14 protein-coding genes are annotated in these 16,060 nt (G+C 65.2%); 7 read left to right on the forward strand and 7 right to left on the reverse strand.

Annotation, left to right across the window (positions count from 1 at the left end):
* Genes ASD76_RS11920 through ASD76_RS11935 form a run of 4 tightly spaced genes read right to left on the reverse strand, consistent with a single transcriptional unit; the run spans position 1 to position 4,323 of the window.
* Positions 1-1,110 carry a hypothetical protein gene (locus ASD76_RS11920; protein ID WP_055923285.1) on the reverse strand — a complete coding sequence of 370 codons (1,110 nt, stop codon included), beginning with the start codon at positions 1,108-1,110 and terminating at the stop codon, positions 1-3.
* Positions 1,098-2,654: a 2-polyprenylphenol 6-hydroxylase gene (gene ubiB, locus ASD76_RS11925; protein ID WP_055924207.1), complete on the reverse strand. Its 1,557-nt coding sequence runs from the start codon at positions 2,652-2,654 to the stop codon at positions 1,098-1,100. The genes ASD76_RS11920 and ubiB overlap by 13 nt, the downstream gene beginning before the upstream one ends.
* The gene (locus ASD76_RS11930; protein WP_055923286.1) at positions 2,651-3,382 is read right to left on the reverse strand and encodes a class I SAM-dependent methyltransferase; all 732 of its coding nucleotides are present in this window, start codon (positions 3,380-3,382) and stop codon (positions 2,651-2,653) included. Before ASD76_RS11930 ends, ubiB begins: the two co-directional genes overlap by 4 nt.
* Positions 3,379-4,323 carry a DMT family transporter gene (locus tag ASD76_RS11935; RefSeq protein ID WP_055923287.1) on the reverse strand — a complete coding sequence of 315 codons (945 nt, stop codon included), beginning with the start codon at positions 4,321-4,323 and terminating at the stop codon, positions 3,379-3,381. The genes ASD76_RS11930 and ASD76_RS11935 overlap by 4 nt, the downstream gene beginning before the upstream one ends.
* Positions 4,324-4,396: 73 nt before the next feature.
* Here ASD76_RS11935 and mutM point away from each other — a divergent pair, with 73 nt between their 5' ends.
* From mutM to ASD76_RS11955, 4 genes are all read left to right on the forward strand, one after another.
* Positions 4,397-5,212 (forward strand): bifunctional DNA-formamidopyrimidine glycosylase/DNA-(apurinic or apyrimidinic site) lyase, encoded by an 816-nt coding sequence (gene mutM, locus ASD76_RS11940; RefSeq protein WP_055923288.1) that lies wholly within the window; start codon positions 4,397-4,399, stop codon positions 5,210-5,212.
* A 267-nt stretch (positions 5,213-5,479) separates the two neighbouring features.
* Entirely contained in the window at positions 5,480-5,740 is a 261-nt protein-coding gene (gene rpsT, locus ASD76_RS11945) for a 30S ribosomal protein S20 (protein ID WP_055923289.1), read from the forward strand.
* 478 nt (positions 5,741-6,218) lie between these two features.
* The gene (gene dnaA, locus ASD76_RS11950) at positions 6,219-7,634 is read left to right on the forward strand and encodes a chromosomal replication initiator protein DnaA (protein WP_200943098.1); all 1,416 of its coding nucleotides are present in this window, start codon (positions 6,219-6,221) and stop codon (positions 7,632-7,634) included.
* A 107-nt stretch (positions 7,635-7,741) separates the two neighbouring features.
* The gene (locus ASD76_RS11955; RefSeq protein WP_055923291.1) at positions 7,742-8,515 is read left to right on the forward strand and encodes a HesA/MoeB/ThiF family protein; all 774 of its coding nucleotides are present in this window, start codon (positions 7,742-7,744) and stop codon (positions 8,513-8,515) included.
* Here the strand turns inward: ASD76_RS11955 and cobB are convergent.
* Positions 8,504-9,205: a Sir2 family NAD+-dependent deacetylase gene (cobB, locus tag ASD76_RS11960; RefSeq protein ID WP_055923292.1), complete on the reverse strand. Its 702-nt coding sequence runs from the start codon at positions 9,203-9,205 to the stop codon at positions 8,504-8,506. The genes ASD76_RS11955 and cobB overlap by 12 nt on opposite strands.
* Before the next feature lie 35 nt (positions 9,206-9,240).
* Here cobB and dapB point away from each other — a divergent pair, with 35 nt between their 5' ends.
* Genes dapB through ASD76_RS11975 form a run of 3 tightly spaced genes read left to right on the forward strand, consistent with a single transcriptional unit; the run spans position 9,241 to position 11,144 of the window.
* Complete coding sequence (dapB, locus tag ASD76_RS11965) at positions 9,241-9,969, forward strand: 4-hydroxy-tetrahydrodipicolinate reductase (RefSeq protein WP_055923293.1); 729 nt, start codon at positions 9,241-9,243, stop codon at positions 9,967-9,969.
* Positions 9,966-10,646 (forward strand): endonuclease III, encoded by a 681-nt coding sequence (gene nth / locus ASD76_RS11970; protein WP_055923294.1) that lies wholly within the window; start codon positions 9,966-9,968, stop codon positions 10,644-10,646. Before dapB ends, nth begins: the two co-directional genes overlap by 4 nt.
* A gap of 42 nt (positions 10,647-10,688) precedes the next feature.
* Positions 10,689-11,144: a DUF6491 family protein gene (locus tag ASD76_RS11975; protein WP_055923295.1), complete on the forward strand. Its 456-nt coding sequence runs from the start codon at positions 10,689-10,691 to the stop codon at positions 11,142-11,144.
* On the opposite strand, the gene ASD76_RS11980 is transcribed toward ASD76_RS11975, so the two are convergent.
* Positions 11,141-12,463 carry a dicarboxylate/amino acid:cation symporter gene (locus ASD76_RS11980; protein ID WP_055923296.1) on the reverse strand — a complete coding sequence of 441 codons (1,323 nt, stop codon included), beginning with the start codon at positions 12,461-12,463 and terminating at the stop codon, positions 11,141-11,143. The genes ASD76_RS11975 and ASD76_RS11980 overlap by 4 nt on opposite strands.
* Positions 12,464-12,824: 361 nt before the next feature.
* Entirely contained in the window at positions 12,825-15,965 is a 3,141-nt protein-coding gene (locus ASD76_RS11985) for a TonB-dependent receptor (RefSeq protein ID WP_055923297.1), read from the reverse strand.
* Positions 15,966-16,060 lie beyond the last annotated feature (95 nt).

Raw genomic sequence — 16,060 nt, forward strand, 5'->3', positions numbered from 1 at the left:
TTAAGTTTTGCCTAGCGAGGCCCTCGCTAGATCGCCGAGCGCACGCGGCATGAAGGCGAGGCCTAGGAACCAGGTCGGGATCACCAGCAGCGCCCAGTAGAAGTTGTTATCCCGCCCCGCGAGCATGAAGAACAGCCCATAGCCGCTGTGCAGCAGGGTCCCGAAAACCCCCGCATCGCTGCGCCAGGCGACCCAACCGATCAACGGAAGCAGCGCCAGCGGGGCCGCCAGCCACGCGGGCAGGTATTGCAGCACGCTGTTGAGCTGGATGTTCGAGGTCCACCCGCGCAGGCCGCGTAGTACCAGCCAGGCCGGCGATTCCGGGTCTTCGGGCGAAACGAACTGCGAGGCCTGCGACAGGTGCAGCGCCATGCCCGCGACGAACAGGCCGACCAGCACGGCCCAGGCCACGGCCTCGCGCCAGTCACGCCGCCAAAGGGCCAGCGCGCCCATCAGCAGGACGAACGGTAGCGCCAGTTCGCGCAGCGCCAGCGCCAGTGCGGCGGCCACCCATGCGCCGATCCACTTGCCCGGTCGATGGAGCGCAAAGCTCAGCGACAGCAGCAGCCCCGCCCATAGCTCGTGCAGCACCAGGTATTGCGGCTTCAGCGCCAGACTGCTGCCGATCACCAGCAAGAGCATGCAGACCAAGCGCTTGTCGCCCGCCCCCGGCTCGCTGCCCAACCGGCGCCACCACGCGGCGAGCAGGGCCAGGCCAAGGAGCGCCGCAAGGGCGATCATACCGGGTTGGCCAAGCTTGGCCGTCATGAACGCCAGCGTAGGCAAGCGCACTGTCAGGCCGGGGCGGACAGGGAAGCCGCGCGCCCGCTGTTCCTCGACGGCGGCCCGATAATAGTTGTCGCCCGCCGCTACGCGCTCGGCAATGCGGTCGTAGAGGCGCAAGTCCTCGTCGCGCTTGGCGACCTCGGCAGCGCGGGCCGCAGTGGGCCCAGACGAGGTCATTCCAGACGGGCTACGAGCGGGTGGGCGGGCGGTGACTACCGCGAGGCCGAGCAACAGGGCGAAGGCCGCAAGCACCGCGATGGCAGCGCCTCGGGGCCAATTGGCAAAGCGGCACCAGTCAGGCGCCGCGCCGTTCAACCAAGCCACCCCAACATCTGGCCTGCCCATACGAGTCCCCCACCCACCAGCACGGCTACGGCATAGCCCAGCCAACGCGAACCGCCTTCCGCCTTGCCTTCCCAGACCAGGTCGATTTCCGGCAACGGCGGTTGGTCCGGCGCGCCGCCCTTGGCGGGAAAGCGCTCCTCGATCCGGCGGACGATCTGCGGCAGGCGCAGCAGCGTCCCGAAGTCCTCGCGGATACGGTCGGCCAGGGCGGCCTCAGGCCCGAGTTCGTCGCGGATCCAGCTGCGGACGTAAGGCGCGGACACGTCCCACATGTTGATCTTGGGATCGAGCTGGGTGGCAATGCCTTCGACCATGACCATGGTCTTCTGCAGCAGCAGCAAGTGCGGCTGGGTCTGCATGTCGAAGTCGCGGGTGATGGCGAACAGGCTGTCGAGCATCATGCCGACCGACAGTTCGCTGACCGGCTTGCCGCGCATCGGCTCTCCCACTGCGCGCAGCGCCGTGGCGAACTCTTCGACCGAGTGATAGCTCGGCACGTATTGCGCCTCGAAGTGGATCTCTGCCACGCGGCGGTAATTGCCGGTGGTCAGGCCATAGAGGATCTCCGCCAGCCACTGCCGCGCGCGGCGGTCGATGCGGCCCATGATCCCGAAGTCGATCGCCACAATCGTCCCGTCGGGCCGCACGAACAGGTTCCCCTGGTGCATGTCGGCATGGAAGAACCCGCCGCTGATCGCCTGGGTCAGGAACGCGAGCACCAGGCGGCTGGCGAGTTGCGGCAAGTCGTGCCCGGCGGCGCGCAGGGCCTCGACGTCGCCGATCTTGATGCCGTCGACCCATTCGATGGTCATGACGCGGCCATTGGTCCGGTCCCAGTCGACGTCCGGGACCGTGTAACCCTCGAAACCTTTCATCGCCTCGGCCAGTTCGGACGAGGACGCAGCCTCTCGCCGCAAGTCGAGCTCGCGATGGGTCCAGCGCTTGAAATTGGCGATGGTCATGCGCGGACGCAGCCGCCGCGCTTCGCCGCCCAGCCCTTCGAGATGGGCCGCGGCCCATTCATAAGTCTCGATATCCTTGGCAAACTTTTCGCGGATGCCGGGCCGCAGCACCTTGATCGCGACCGTGTGCCCCTCGACAGTCACGCCGCGATGGACTTGCGCGATCGAGGCCGAGCCGACCGGCACGGGATCGATCTCAGAGAACACCGAGGTTAGCGGCACGCCGAAGCTGCGCGCCATTTCCGCCTCGACCTGCTCGAAGGGGAGCGGCGGCAGGCTGTCCTGCAGCGTCAGCAGGTTGTGCGCGGCCTCTTCGCCGACGATGTCGGGCCGGGTGGCGAGCGTCTGACCGAGCTTGATCGCGGCAGGCCCAATGGCCTGGAACGCGGCGGCATAGTCCGGCACGCGCGGCTGGACCGTGCCGAAGCGCGCGATGCGGACCAGGCGCTTTACCGGCGGCGGCGTGTTGGGATCGCCCTCGATCCCTCTCAGCGCTCCGTGCCGGGCAAGCGTGCGCCCCCACTTGAGCAGGCGCAGGATATGGATTGTCGGTCGGGTCAGATCTTCCACCCTGAATGAATGGCGACCAGCCCGCCCAGGATCGGCTCGACCTTGGTCTTCTCGAAACCGGCCGCGCGGATCATCCGCTCGAATTCCGACATCGGCGGGAAGCGGCGGATCGATTCGATCAGGTAGCGGTAGCTGTCCTCATCGCCGGCGATGGCCTTGCCCACCTGGGGCACGATCTTGTGCGAATAGAAGTCGTAGACGTCCTTGAAGCCCGGCCACTCGGTGGTCGAGAACTCCATGCAGAAGAAGCGCCCGCCGAACTTGAGCACGCGGAATGCCTCGGCCAGCGCCTGATCGATATGGGTCACGTTACGGATGCCGAACGCAATCGTGTAGGCATCGAAGCAGCGGTCCGGATAGGCCAGCTGCTCGGCGTTCTGGCGCGACCAGACCAGCGTATCGATCCCGCGCTCGACTGCGCGTTCGAGCCCGACGTCGAGCATTTCCTGATTGATGTCGGCCACCGTCACGTCCGCACCGCGCGCGGCCATGCGGAAGGCGATGTCGCCCGTGCCGCCCGCCATGTCGAGGATCGCCTCGCCCGGCTGCGGCTTCACGCGGCGGACGAACTGGTCCTTCCACAGCCGGTGCATGCCGCCCGACATGGCGTCGTTCATCACGTCGTACTTCGCCGCGACGTTGGAGAACACCGCACCGACGCGGCGGGTCTTCTCGTCCGCCTCGACCGTCTCGTATCCGAAGGAAACCTGATCGCTCATGCCCGGTCCTCTAGCGAGGGGCCGGGCGCGGCGCCAGCGGGCTCTTTGCGTGTGCCGGACAGCAAACTCAACGCGATCCCGGCGAGGATGAAGACCATGCCCACGAAGTGGAACGGATGGAGCCGCTCGCCGAGCAGCCCGGCGGAGAGAAACGCGCCGAACAGCGGCATCAGCGTTATGGCCTGTCCCGCCTTGGCTGGGCCGACGACGCCGGTCGCATAGTTGTAGATGAAGTAGGACAACAGTGACGGCAGCAAGGCGACATAGAGGAAAGCGCCGACCACGCCCGGACTCCAGACGATCGTCCTTCCCGCTTGCCACTCAAGCACAGCCGGTCCGGCCATTGTCACCATGGCAATGGAGAACGTGACCGCGATGAAGCTCACCGGCGAGATAGGCGGACGCAGGCGCAGGAACACGGTGTAGAGCGACCACACGACGACCGAACACAGGATCAACGCGTCGCCCTTGCCGAATTGCAGCTGCAGCGCGGCCGAAGCGTCGCCTTCGAACACGATCACCAACACGCCCAGCATGGAGGCACTCACCCCGATGACTTGCCACGTGCCATGGCGGACCCCGAACAGCGTCCGGTCGAGCAAGACAACGATCGCCGGTGTCGCCGCCTGGAGCAGCAAGGCGTTGGTGGCCGTCGTGTACTGCAGGCCCGAGTAGAGAAACCCATTGAACGCCGCGACACCGACGAGGCCGAGGAGCAGCAGCGGCTTCCATCCCTTTACGATCTCCGGCCAGTCGCGCTTCAGCGGGCCGATGGCGAACGGAGCGACGGCGAGGCAGGCCCCGGTCCAGCGGATGAAGGCCAGCGTGAACGGCGCGACGTCCGCACGCACGGCGCGAGCCACGATCGAGTTCCCGGCCCAAAAGACCATGACAAGTCCGAGCAGGGCGAAGGCGCGAGCCTGGTTGCGATCGACGGGCATGGCGGCGCTTTAGTCAGCCCCGCCGTGCTTGGCGATGACAGAGTGAGCCGGGGCGACTAGGTATTGTCCGCAGATGCCTGAACTTCCCGAAGTCGAAACCACCGTCCGCGGCCTCGCCCGCTTCCTCGATGGCGCGCGGATCGAGCGTGTCGCGCTCAACCGTCCGGACATGCGCTTCCCGTTTCCGGAAGGGCTGGTGCAGGCGCTGGTCGGCGCCAGCGTGACCGGCATGGGGCGGCGGGCGAAGTACGGCCTGATCCACACCGACCGCGGCACGACGCTGGTGTTCCACCTCGGCATGAGCGGCCGCTGGCGAATCGATCCCGAGGAGCCCGGCAAGCACGACCACCTCGTGCTCGAAACGATCGGCCACCGCTTCGCTCTCAACGATGCGCGGCGGTTCGGGTTCGTCGATCTCGTCGAAACGACTGGGCTGTACCAGTGGCCGGCCTTCGCCGCGATGGGCCCGGAGCCCCTCGGGCCGGGGCTGACAGTCGAGCACCTGCGCGAGGCTCTGCGCGACCGAAAGCAGGCGGTGAAGTTGCTCCTGCTCGATCAAAGGATCGTGGCGGGCCTCGGCAACATCTACGTCTGCGAAGCCCTGTTCCGCGCCGGCATCGACCCTCGCAAGGCCGGCGGCAAAGTATCGCGGGCCGCGCTCGAACGGCTGGTCCCGGCGATTCGGGCGGTCCTCGAACAGTCGATCGAAGACGGCGGCTCCAGCCTGCGCGACTATGCCCGCCCCGACGGCGAGCTAGGCTACTTCGCCAGCCGCTTCGCCGTCTATGGAAGAGAGGGTGAGCCTTGCCATCACAGCGACGGCGGCACGATCCAGAGAATCGCCCAAGGCGGTCGCAGCACTTGGTTCTGTCCGACTTGTCAGAAGTAGACTAGCTCCGTCCGCGACCAGCGGACGGCAAGGGCGCTAGGCTCAAGTAGCCGGCAGGCGTAGCCTACCGGTGGCGCCCGCCCGAGCTTATGCGAGGAAAGCCAAGGGTCCGGATGGCCCCGCCGGCTCCTGAGGCAAGATAAGGAGTGTTGACGATTCGGCCCCTCGTGGGTAAGGGCGCCGCTTTCCGGCGGGAAACTGCCGTTTCAGCAATTTTAGACAGAGCTTCCGGCCGCTCGTCAAACGCGGCCCGTTGTAAGGACAAAAATGGCCAATACGCCCCAAGCCCGCAAGCGCATCCGCCGCAACGACAGGCGCGCCGAGATCAACGGTGCGCGCATCAGCCGCATCCGCAGCTTCGTGAAGAAGGTGGAAGTCGCGCTCGACGCCGGTGACAAGGACGCTGCTCAGGTTGCCCTGAAGGCTGCCCAGCCGGAGATGGCTCGTGGCGTGGCGCGCGGTGTGCTCCACAAGAACACCGTGGCCCGGAAGATGAGCCGCCTGACCAAGCGAGTCGCGGCTCTCTGATTCGTCCCGTTTCGGGATTTGCCAGGAACGAAATTGGAACGGGTCGGTGGGTTTTCCACCGGCCCTTTTTCGCGTCTGCGAGACAGTAAATACTGACCTGCCCGAAAGTGCAGGATTTCTGCCGATTCGCAAAACTGTCACAACAATTTGAAGCTGAATCAGCGACTTGAACGCAAGGCTGCGGGGTCCACGCAAGTCAAGTCGATATATTTCACTTTTTTTAGATGCGCACACTTGCGAGCGTCATCGAGGCACGTTCATAACGGCCTTCCGGTTGGCGACTGACTCGTCCAGCCGAACTAATTCGAGATGACGTACGGGGGCACTTGCGATTCCACTGGATTCGCGAGGGGGGCTTTTCTGTGCCCGGCGTCTTCAAGTGTGGAAAGCCTTCGGGGAGGGGAACGGATCAATGATTCGGATGGGACCGCACGCCGGCCGATCGGGGCCTGCCAAGAACGATGGCATTGAGGGGGATATGGAAGAACAGGAAGCCGTCGATCTTGCAGCAGACTGGGCTGATATCAGCCAGGGCCTGCGCAAGGATCTGGGCCACCAGTTGTTTAGCCAGTGGATTCGTCCGATTCAGGTCGGCAGCTTCTGCAAGGACACCGGCACCCTTCACCTGTTCCTGCCGACCGAGTTCTCTGCGAACTGGGTGCAGGACCGATTCCATGACCGCCTCTCGCTCGCTTGGAAGATCGCCCGCAGCGAAGTGCGCAACGTCAAGATCGGCGTCCATCCCGGCCGCCGCAAACTGGCCGACCTCGACTTCCGCGGCGAAGACGGCTTCGGCCACCGCGCTGCCAACGATGGCGCCCTCGCCGGTGCCCGGGCTATGGAATCGATCGGCGACGACGGGTTCACCTCGTCGGTCGGCCTCGACCCCTCGCTGACGTTCGCTGCCTTCGTCACCGGCACTACCAACGTGCTGGCGAAGAACGCAGCCGAGCGCATGGCCCAGGCGGAAAAGCCGCAGTTCTCGCCGCTCTACCTCAAGGCCGCCACCGGCCAGGGCAAGACGCACCTGCTGCACGCGATCGGCCACTCCTATCTCCAGGCCCACCCGCGCGCCCGCATCTTCTACTGCAGCGCCGAGCGCTTCATGGTCGAGTTCGTTTCGGCGCTGAAGTCGAACGAGATGATCGAGTTCAAGGCGCGCCTGCGCGGCTTCGATCTTCTGCTGGTGGACGACATCCAGTTCATCATCGGCAAGGCCAGCGCCCAGGAAGAGCTGCTCTACACGATTGATGCGCTGCTCGCCGAAGGCAAGCGGCTGGTCTTCGCCGCCGACCGCGCGCCCCAGGCGCTCGACGGTGTCGAACCGCGCCTGCTCAGCCGCCTGTCGATGGGCCTCGTCGCCGACATCCAGTCGGCCGACATCGAACTGCGCCGGCTGATCCTGCAGTCGAAGCTGGTGCGCTTTGCCCCGCTCGACGTGCCGGCCGACGTGATCGAGTTCCTCGCCCGCACCATCAACCGCAACGTGCGCGAGCTCGTCGGCGGTCTCAACAAGCTGATCGCGTATGCCCAGCTGACCGGGCAGGACGTCTCGCTCCAGCTGGCCGAAGAACAGCTGACCGATATCCTGTCAGCCAACCGCCGCCGGATCACGATCGACGAGATCCAGCGCACGGTGTGCCAGTTCTACCGCATCGACCGCGCTGAAATGTCGAGCAAGCGTCGCGCCCGCGCGGTGGTTCGCCCGCGCCAGGTGGCGATGTACCTCGCCAAAGTGCTTACGCCGCGCTCCTATCCGGAGATCGGGCGCAAGTTCGGTGGCCGCGATCACTCGACCGTAATCCACGCCGTCCGCCTGATCGAGGATCTGCGCCAGCGCGATTCCGACATGGACGGCGATGTACGCAGCCTGTTGCGCCAGCTCGAGAGCTGAGCTTCTGACGGGAGGGTGCTTCGACAAGCTCAGCGCGAACGGGGTTCGGATCCTGACTTCGTTTGGCTGAGCTTGCCGAGGTGCGTGTCCGGCCCTAGCTGCAGGGCATGACTCTCCCCCCCGAACGCCTGGAACGCTTCGCCCGCCACATCGTGCTGCCCGAGATCGGCGGCGCGGGGCAAGCAGCGCTGGCCTCGGCGAAAGTCGTCCTGATCGGTGTCGGCGGGATCGGTTCGCCGGCTTTGCAATACCTTGCCGGAGCCGGGATCGGCTCGCTGGTGCTGATCGACGACGATACGGTCGATGTCACCAATCTCCAGCGCCAGACGATCTTCCGCGAGCATGAAGTGACCCGCGGCAAGGCCGACCTCGCCGCCGCCTGGGTGCGCGAGTTCGATGCCCATCTCGATGTGCGCTGGATCAGTGATCGGATTACGTCCGACAACGCCGGTCAATTGATCGAAGGCGCCGACCTGGTGCTCGACGGGTGCGACAACTTCGCTACCCGCCTCGCCGTATCGGACGCCTGCGTCGCGGCCGGCATCCCACTCCTCTCCGCCGCCGTCGGCCGCTTCCAGGGCCAAGTCGGTGCTTTCGCTGGACACCTGCCCGACCAGGCTTGCTACCGCTGCTATGTCGGCGATGCCTTCGATGCCGACGATTGCGACACATGCGCCGAAGACGGCATGCTCGGTGCCATGGCCGGCTGGACCGCGACCTTCGCCGCGCTCCAGGCCATCCGCGTTCTGCTCGCTCCGGTTGGCGGCCTGGGCGATCCGCAGTGGGGCAAGCTGCACTTGCTCGACGGACTGGCGCCGTCGATGCGGACGCTCAATCTTGCCAAGGATCCGGCGTGCCGGGCGTGTAGCTCAGGCGCTTAGGACCTCATCCACCCACGCCGGAACCAGCTCGCTCGCCGGGCCCAGACGCGTCTCGTCAAACCACTGCGATCCCTGGCTCCGTTCGAGATTGAGCTCCAGCGCCCGCGCGCCGTGGCTCTTGGCCTCCTGCACGAACCCCGCAGCCGGATAGACAGCGCCTGAAGTCCCGATCGAAACGAACATGTCCGCTCGGGCCAGCGCGGCGAATATCTGGTCCATCCGGTAGGGCATCTCTCCGAACCAGACGATGTCGGGCCGTAGAGCCACCTCGCCGCACGAGGGGCAAGGCGGTTCGTCGAGCAAGGTTCCGGTCCAGCGATGGCGCGCGTCGCAAGCGAGGCACCAGGCGGAAAGCCCCTCGCCATGCATGTGCAGCACCCGCCCGGCCCCGGCGCGTTCGTGCAGGTCGTCGATGTTCTGCGTCACGATCAGCAGCTCCCCGCCGAATTCTCGGTCGAGCCGCGCCAAGGCCTCGTGCGCGGCGTTGGGCTCCGCTGCGAGGATGTTCGTCCGCCGCTCGTCATAGAACCGCTGCACGAGGTCGGGGTCGCGGCGAAAACCTTGCGGCGTCGCCACGTCCTCGACCCGGTGATCCTCCCACAATCCATCATCGGCGCGGAAAGTCCTCAGCCCGCTCTCGGCGCTAATTCCGGCGCCGGTGAGGATCACGATATTGCGGATAGCGTCCATTGCTCGCATGAAGCACGCGCACGAACGGAGGCGCAATGGCCCGCATTGGTATTATTGGCAGCGACGGACGCATGGGACTGGCGCTCACGCGCGCCATCGAGGCGGCCGGTCACGAGGTTTCCGGCGGGATCGACCGAGGCGGTGACGCAGGGAGATTGGCCGATCAGAGCGACACGCTGGTCGACTTCTCCGCCCCCGCCGCGCTGGAGAACAACCTGCACGCCGCAGTCGGCGCGGGCATCCCGATCCTGGTCGGCACGACAGGGCTCGGCGAAACCCAGCAAGCCTTGATCGAAAGCGCCGCGCTGGCCGTGCCGGTGCTGCAGACCGGCAATACCTCGCTCGGCGTCACGCTGCTGGCCCACCTCGTCAAGCAGGCCGCTGCGAGCCTCGGTCCCGATTGGGATATCGAGGTGCTTGAGATGCACCACCGGATGAAGGTCGATGCCCCTTCCGGCACGGCACTACTCCTCGGCCAAGCGGCGGCTGAGGGTCGGGGGATCGAGCTTGCGGGCAACTCCGAACGCGGGCGCGACGGTCACACCGGCGCTCGCGTCGAAGGCGCAATCGGTTTTGCCTCCCTTCGCGGCGGCACGGTGGCCGGCGAGCACTCGGTGATTCTCGCCGGGCCGCAGGAGCGCCTGGTCCTGTCGCACAGCGCCGAGGACCGGATGATCTTCGCGCACGGCGCCGTGCGCGGGGCTACCTGGCTGATTGGCCAGCCGGCCGGCCGCTACACCATGGGGCAAGTGCTGGGGCTTTGACGAGGGATCAGATCTTCGAGTTCTTCCGCCGCCTCGCCGAGGACAACCCGGCGCCGGAGACCGAGCTCGAATTCGGCAATGTCTATCAACTGCTGGTCGCGGTCGTGCTGTCCGCGCAAGCGACCGACGCGGGCGTCAACAAGGCGACGCGAGCGCTGTTCCGCGAGGTGAAGACGCCCGCGCAGATGGTCGCGCTGGGTGAAGAGGGCCTCAAGCAGCACATCAAGACCATCGGCCTGTTCAACGCCAAGGCGAAGAACGTGATCGCGCTGTCGGAAATCCTCGAACGCGACTTTGGTGGCCAGGTGCCGCAGGACCGCGACACGCTGGTCACCCTGCCCGGCGTCGGCCGGAAGACCGCCAACGTGGTGATGAACTGCGCTTTCGGGGAGGAGACCTTTGCGGTCGACACCCACGTGTTCCGCGTCTCCAACCGCACCGGTCTCGCCAAGGGCAAGACCCCCGACCAGGTCGAAGCCAAACTGGAGAACCGCGTGCCGCAGCCGTTCCGGCGTCACGCGCACCACTGGTTGATTCTCCACGGCCGATATATTTGCAAAGCGCGCCAGCCGGAGTGTTGGCGTTGCGCCGTAATCGACTTATGCTCCTATCGGGATAAGGTGCTCGAGAGGCCCACCGCGAAGAGCAAGCGGGCAACGATTCCCTCTACTGAATGACCCCCTGCCTGCAGCTGGGGCGCAACAGAGGGAGTATGTGCGATGACCATGAAAGTGGTTACGCCCGCGCTGGCCTGCGCGGGATTGCTGTCGTTGGCAGCCTGTGCGGACGGAAGCGGAACCGATCGAACGCCTCAGAGCCGCGCCCCAGCGGCGGAGGTCGTTGGCGAGCCGGTCAACTGTATCAGCATCGCTCGTATCCGAAATACGCGGGTGCATGACGATTTCACGATCGACTTCAGGATGGCCGGCAACCAGACCTTCCGTAACACCCTGCCCAATCGCTGCCCGCAGCTCGGTTTCCAGCAGCGCTTCGCGTACCAGGCCACCGCCGGGCGGCTCTGTCACACCGATATGATCACCGTGCTACAGGCCGGGTCCGCACGTGGCCCGCGGTGCCGGCTTGGCAGGTTCGTGCCCATTAGGCTAACCACGGAGAATCCCGACACGTCGAGCAGTTCGGAGAGCTCCGACCCGCCCGAACCACCAGCCGACTAGGTCGCTTCGGCTACTGACGGCTCACGGCTGAGGCTGCTGATCACCTGGGCGGCGACGAGATCGCCGACCACGTTGAGCGTCGTGCGGCACATGTCGAGGAAGCGATCCACGCCGAGGATCAGGCCGATCCCTTCGGGCGGCACGCCTACGCCCGCGAGGATCAGCGCGATCACCGGCAGCGAGCCGCCAGGCACGCCCGCGGTGCCGATGCCGGCCAGGATGCAGACGAGCATGACGAACAGCTGATCGGCCAGCGTCAGGTCGACGCCGAAAAACTGGGCGAGGAACAGCACCGTCACGCCTTCGAACATCGCCGTGCCGTTCTGGTTGGCAGTGGCCCCGATGGTGAGGACGAAGCGCGAGATCTTGGGCGGCAGCTTGAGCTGGGTCTCTGCCACGCGCAGGGAGGTCGGCAGCGTCGCGTTGGAGCTGGCGGTGGAGAACGCCATCACGCTCGCCTCGCGTGTCTCGCGGAAAAATGCGACGGGGCTCTTGCCGGCGACGAACTTGAGCAGCGCCGGAAACACCAGGAACATCTGCACGCCCAGCGCCAGCAGCACCACGCCTACGAACGCGGCGAGCCGCGGCAGCAGATCCCAGCCGAACTGCGCCGAGAGGTTGAACATGAAGCAGAAGATCGCGATCGGCGCGAGTTGGATGACGATGCCGATCAGCTTCATCGCCACTTCGAACACGCCTTCGATCGCTTCCTTGAGCACCTGAGTGCGCGGAGTGCGGACCAGTAGTAGGCCAATGCCGAACATGAGAGCGAAGAACATCACTGCGAGGATGTCGTTGTTGCTCATCGCTGAGACGACGTTGCTCGGCACGATGGCAACGAAGGCGTTGACCCCGGCCTCGCTCTCCGCAGAGGCCGCGACGATACTGGCGGCGCTGGCGCTCCCCTGGGCGAGCAGCTCGTTGGCCGCCGCGGGATCGACACCCTGGCCGGGCTTGAGGACATTCACCAGCACCAGCGAAACGGCGACCGCAATGCTCGAGACGATCACAGTGTAAGCCAGAGTGCGCAAACCGATCGCTTTCAGGGCGCGGATCTCGCCCATCTCGGCAATGCCGACGACGAGTGCGGAGAACAGCAGCGGCAGCACCAGCATGAACAGCAGGCGCAGGAATATCTGCCCGATCGGGCCCGTGACGTAGGTCACCACCCATTGCAGCCAGGCAGCGTCGGGTGCGATGGCATATGTCAGCAGGCCAGCGGCGAGACCGCCGATAAAACCGATCAGGATACGCCACTGCAACTTGCTGTGGCCGGCAGGCGTGGCTTCTTGGGCGATCTGCTCCGCGTCAGTGCTCATGCCTACCCCGTTCCCTTGTTCTATCGGCGAAGGTAGCGAAGCAATCCGCATCGGTCGAGCATCGCGCTGGAGGCGGGCGGGGATGAGCGTCCATGACCCACTTCCTTTTTCCGCCCATGGTCATCCCCGCGAACGCGGGGACCCAGTCGGCTCTTTTTCGCTGCTCCGCCCTGGGGTCCCGCGTTCGCGGGAATGACGAAAGAGGGGGAGGTGTGGAGCAAGCGCTTTGCGCCTCTGCGTGAGATATCCTTCACCCCTAACCCGTTCGTCCTGGATCTGCCGAACCACGCCAGCGCAGCGCCAGCGTGGTTCGACAAGCTCACCACGAACGGAAGAAGGTCTCTCGCTCTTCTCCCAACCGTCAGAACGTCCCGCGAATACCCACCAGCACGGTCCGGCCAGGATTGTATTGGTTGAAGATCGCGTTCGGGAACTGGAAGTAACTGCCCTGGGCTTGCTCGGTGAGGTTGGTCGCGTTGAGCACCAGGGTTGGCAGACGCTCGTTGTCGAACACGTAGCCAAGGTCGAGGCTGCCCGAGAAGTCGAGCTGCGAGTAGCCGCGCCCGAAGATAGCCGCTTGCGGAATGCCGTTCTGGTTGAGGCCCGAACCCTGCGATCCGTCGTTGCGGGTGTAAGTCAGGCGGGTGGAGATCGCGCCCTTCTCGTAGTAGCCGGTCAGCGTGTAGGTCATCGGCGAGACGCCAATCGCCACGGCGGGAGCCCCGGCGCCCTGGCCCTTCTGATCGATCAAGGTCAGGTTCGCCTGCACGCCGAAGCCCGACACGCCGACATACTCAGTCAGGAAATCGAGCGGCTGCGTGAGCTGGAATTCGAGGCCGTTGACCTTCAGCTTGCCGTCGGCGTTGACCTGCTGCTGGACCACCACGCTGACGTCTCGCAGCGCCTGGCCCGGCTGAGCGCGCGAGGCGAGGGCTTGGCGCTGGGTCTCGGTCAGGGAGTCCAGGTTGATGCCGTATTGTTCGAAGAATGAGAACGGCACGTTGGTCAGGCTATTGACGGTGAAGCCGGTGATTGACTTGCGGAAGGCCGCGAAGGCGATCACCCCTTCACCGCCGGTATAGAGTTCGAACCCCACGTCGATATTGTCCGAGATATAGGGATCGAGCGCGCTGTTCCCGACAGTGCCGATGTCGGACGACGGCTGCACGAAGCTCGCGCCGGGCAGCATGGCATTGGGATCGGGCCGAGTCATCGTTCGCGAGATCGAGGCGCGCGCTACGGCCTTGCCGCCAAATTCGTAGGCAATGCTCGTTGACGGAAGCAGGTTCGAATAGCTCGTCCTGGTGGTCGGGAAGTTGATCACGTTTTGATAGCGACCACCATCGGCAACCGGAGGAGCGCCCACGGGATTGTTGCGCGGATCGGGCAAGCTGACTCGCCCGCCGACGAACTGTTCGGTCCACACTACGCGCAGACCCCCGTTCAGCCGCAGCGTGTCATCGCCGACGTAGAAGATGCCGTTGCCCTCGACAAAGCTGCTGGCGACTTTCTCGCGGATCAAGCCGCCGTTCGCTCCAGTGGCACTCGCGTTGATCTCCGGCGCGTTCGCAAGATGACCGGCATAGTCGGTGTCGGCTTTGACCTTGTCCCAATCGACGGTGACGTAACCGTTGCCGCCCGGCCGCAGGTAGCTGGGCACCAAAGCGTTCGGGATGAGCGAGCCGGCATAGATTAGCGGCGGAGCGCCACTCGTGGCGTTGGACCCGAAGCCTGGAAAACTAGGGAAGCCTGCAGGTGTGGAACTGCCCGGCTGGTCAAGCCCGGAGCATGGGGTGGTCACGGTATTGGGCGCCAGCAGCGTGACGCTTGGCCCGTTGCCGCAGATCGCGTTCTGCCACGGGTTTGTATTGTCGAACGGCGTGATGCGGCGGCGGGTGTCGTCATAGGCGCCGCCTACGCGCACGCTGAGACGCTTCTCGTCGCCAAACAGCAGGCTGCCGCGCACGCCTATGGTCTCGGTCTCCCGATCCTCGCCGTTGAGGTTGACGCGGCCGCCGCCGACCCAGCCGAAGTTGGCGGGGTCGTTGAGGTCGATGTCGGTCTCGATCGAGGGAACGCTGCCGTCATTGCGATAAGTCACCGTCGCGCCCCCGTTGGGTGGCGTCGTGACCAGGAATGTCGGGTTTTCGCGGTGGAACGTGCTCTTGGTGTAATTGACGTTGAAGTCGCCCTTCAGCCACTCGTTGAAGGTGAACTCCGCCCCCGGATTGACGCCGTAATATTCCTGCGTGTCCTTGTACTGGCGATATTCGAGGAAGAATTGCGAGTTGGCATAAGTGCCGCCGGTGACGACGCAGCCCTGCGAGCAATCATCCCGGTCATAAGTCGTGTTGAGCGGGATCGCCGCGCCGTTGCGGACCGCCCAGTTCATCGACGTGCGGGTAAAATCGGTGGTGCGCCTCGCGTACATGCCGTCGACGTAGAAATGGAAGTCGTCGCTGGGACGCCATTCGAGCGCGACCAACCCGTTATAACGCTGGCGCTCCCCAATCTCGGAGCGCGGTCGGCCGAGGCGCGGAATCAGGCCGTTGTCGATCTGGTCGATCGTCGCACCGGGATTGTTGGCGAGCAGGAATGCCTCGTCGATCGCCGCGCCGGGGACCAGACCATTGCCCGCATTGCTCGGCACGGTCGAAGGGATGGTGAAGTTGCCGCCCCTGGTAGGATTGCGCAATTCGTCGGGACCGAGGCGCTGAGCGGCGGTCAGGTTCGGATTGGTCCAGCCGATCGTCTCAAAGCCTTCGACGTGGAAGTTATTCCTGACCGCAGCCCCGCCGACGAGAATGCCGAAGTCGCCGAACGTCGCGCTCGCCAGCACGTGACCGCGATAGCCCCATTTGTCCGCTCCGCTCACTTTCGAGCCCTGCAGGCCGTAGCTGACGTAGGGCTCCGAATTGTCGAACGGGCGGGCGGCGCGCAAGTTGACGGTGCCGGCCGCGCCGCCTTCGACCTGGCTGGCCACTGGCGACTTGCTGACCGTGAGCTGGGTGAACAGTTCCGTCGGCAAGAGGTCGAGGTCGACTTCGCGGTTGGTCCCTTGCGCATCGAACCGCACCGAAGCGATCGCCACGGGCGCGTCGTTCAGCAACACCCGGGTGAAGGCGCTGCCGAGGCCGCGGATGGCGATGGTCACGCCCTCTCCGGTGACTTCGCGGCCGATGGTGATGCCGGGAATGCGGTTGAGCGATTCGGCGATGTTGGTGTCAGGGAACTTGCCGATATCTTCGGCAAAGATCGTGTCGGTGAAGCCAGTCGATTCGCGCTTGGCATTGGTCTGGCTTTGCAGCGACGCCCGGTAGCCGGAGACGAGGATCACGTTCTCCTCATCCCAGTTCTCAAGATCGAACTCATCGACCGGCGGCTGCTCAGCCTCGGCTTCGACTGCCTCGGATTCGGCCTGCGCCAGCGTTGGCAGCATCAGACTGGAAATGGCCACCGCGGCCAGCAGTTCACGGCGCACGATCTCAAGGCGTGAAACCACGCTATCCTCCCTGTTTTATTTCGGCTTTCTGCCGATGGTGCGCGTATTGGTAGCGCTACCATCAGGGATGAAAACTCCGTGATAATACGTACGGA

This window comes from Altererythrobacter sp. Root672 (assembly GCF_001427865.1).
Lineage (GTDB): Bacteria > Pseudomonadota > Alphaproteobacteria > Sphingomonadales > Sphingomonadaceae > Croceibacterium_A.

Excerpts from the sequence above, each read along its gene's own strand:
- dapB (WP_055923293.1), top strand. The coding sequence starts at position 9,241 with ATGGCCCGCATTGGTATTATTGGCAGCGACGGACGCATGGGACTGGCG.
- ASD76_RS11955 (WP_055923291.1), top strand. The coding sequence starts at position 7,742 with ATGACTCTCCCCCCCGAACGCCTGGAACGCTTCGCCCGCCACATCGTG.
- dnaA (WP_200943098.1), top strand. The coding sequence starts at position 6,219 with ATGGAAGAACAGGAAGCCGTCGATCTTGCAGCAGACTGGGCTGATATC.
- rpsT (WP_055923289.1), top strand. The coding sequence starts at position 5,480 with ATGGCCAATACGCCCCAAGCCCGCAAGCGCATCCGCCGCAACGACAGG.
- ASD76_RS11975 (WP_055923295.1), top strand. The coding sequence starts at position 10,689 with ATGACCATGAAAGTGGTTACGCCCGCGCTGGCCTGCGCGGGATTGCTG.
- mutM (WP_055923288.1), top strand. The coding sequence starts at position 4,397 with ATGCCTGAACTTCCCGAAGTCGAAACCACCGTCCGCGGCCTCGCCCGC.
- ASD76_RS11930 (WP_055923286.1), bottom strand. The coding sequence starts at position 3,382 with ATGAGCGATCAGGTTTCCTTCGGATACGAGACGGTCGAGGCGGACGAG.
- ASD76_RS11935 (WP_055923287.1), bottom strand. The coding sequence starts at position 4,323 with ATGCCCGTCGATCGCAACCAGGCTCGCGCCTTCGCCCTGCTCGGACTT.
- ASD76_RS11980 (WP_055923296.1), bottom strand. The coding sequence starts at position 12,463 with ATGAGCACTGACGCGGAGCAGATCGCCCAAGAAGCCACGCCTGCCGGC.
- cobB (WP_055923292.1), bottom strand. The coding sequence starts at position 9,205 with ATGGACGCTATCCGCAATATCGTGATCCTCACCGGCGCCGGAATTAGC.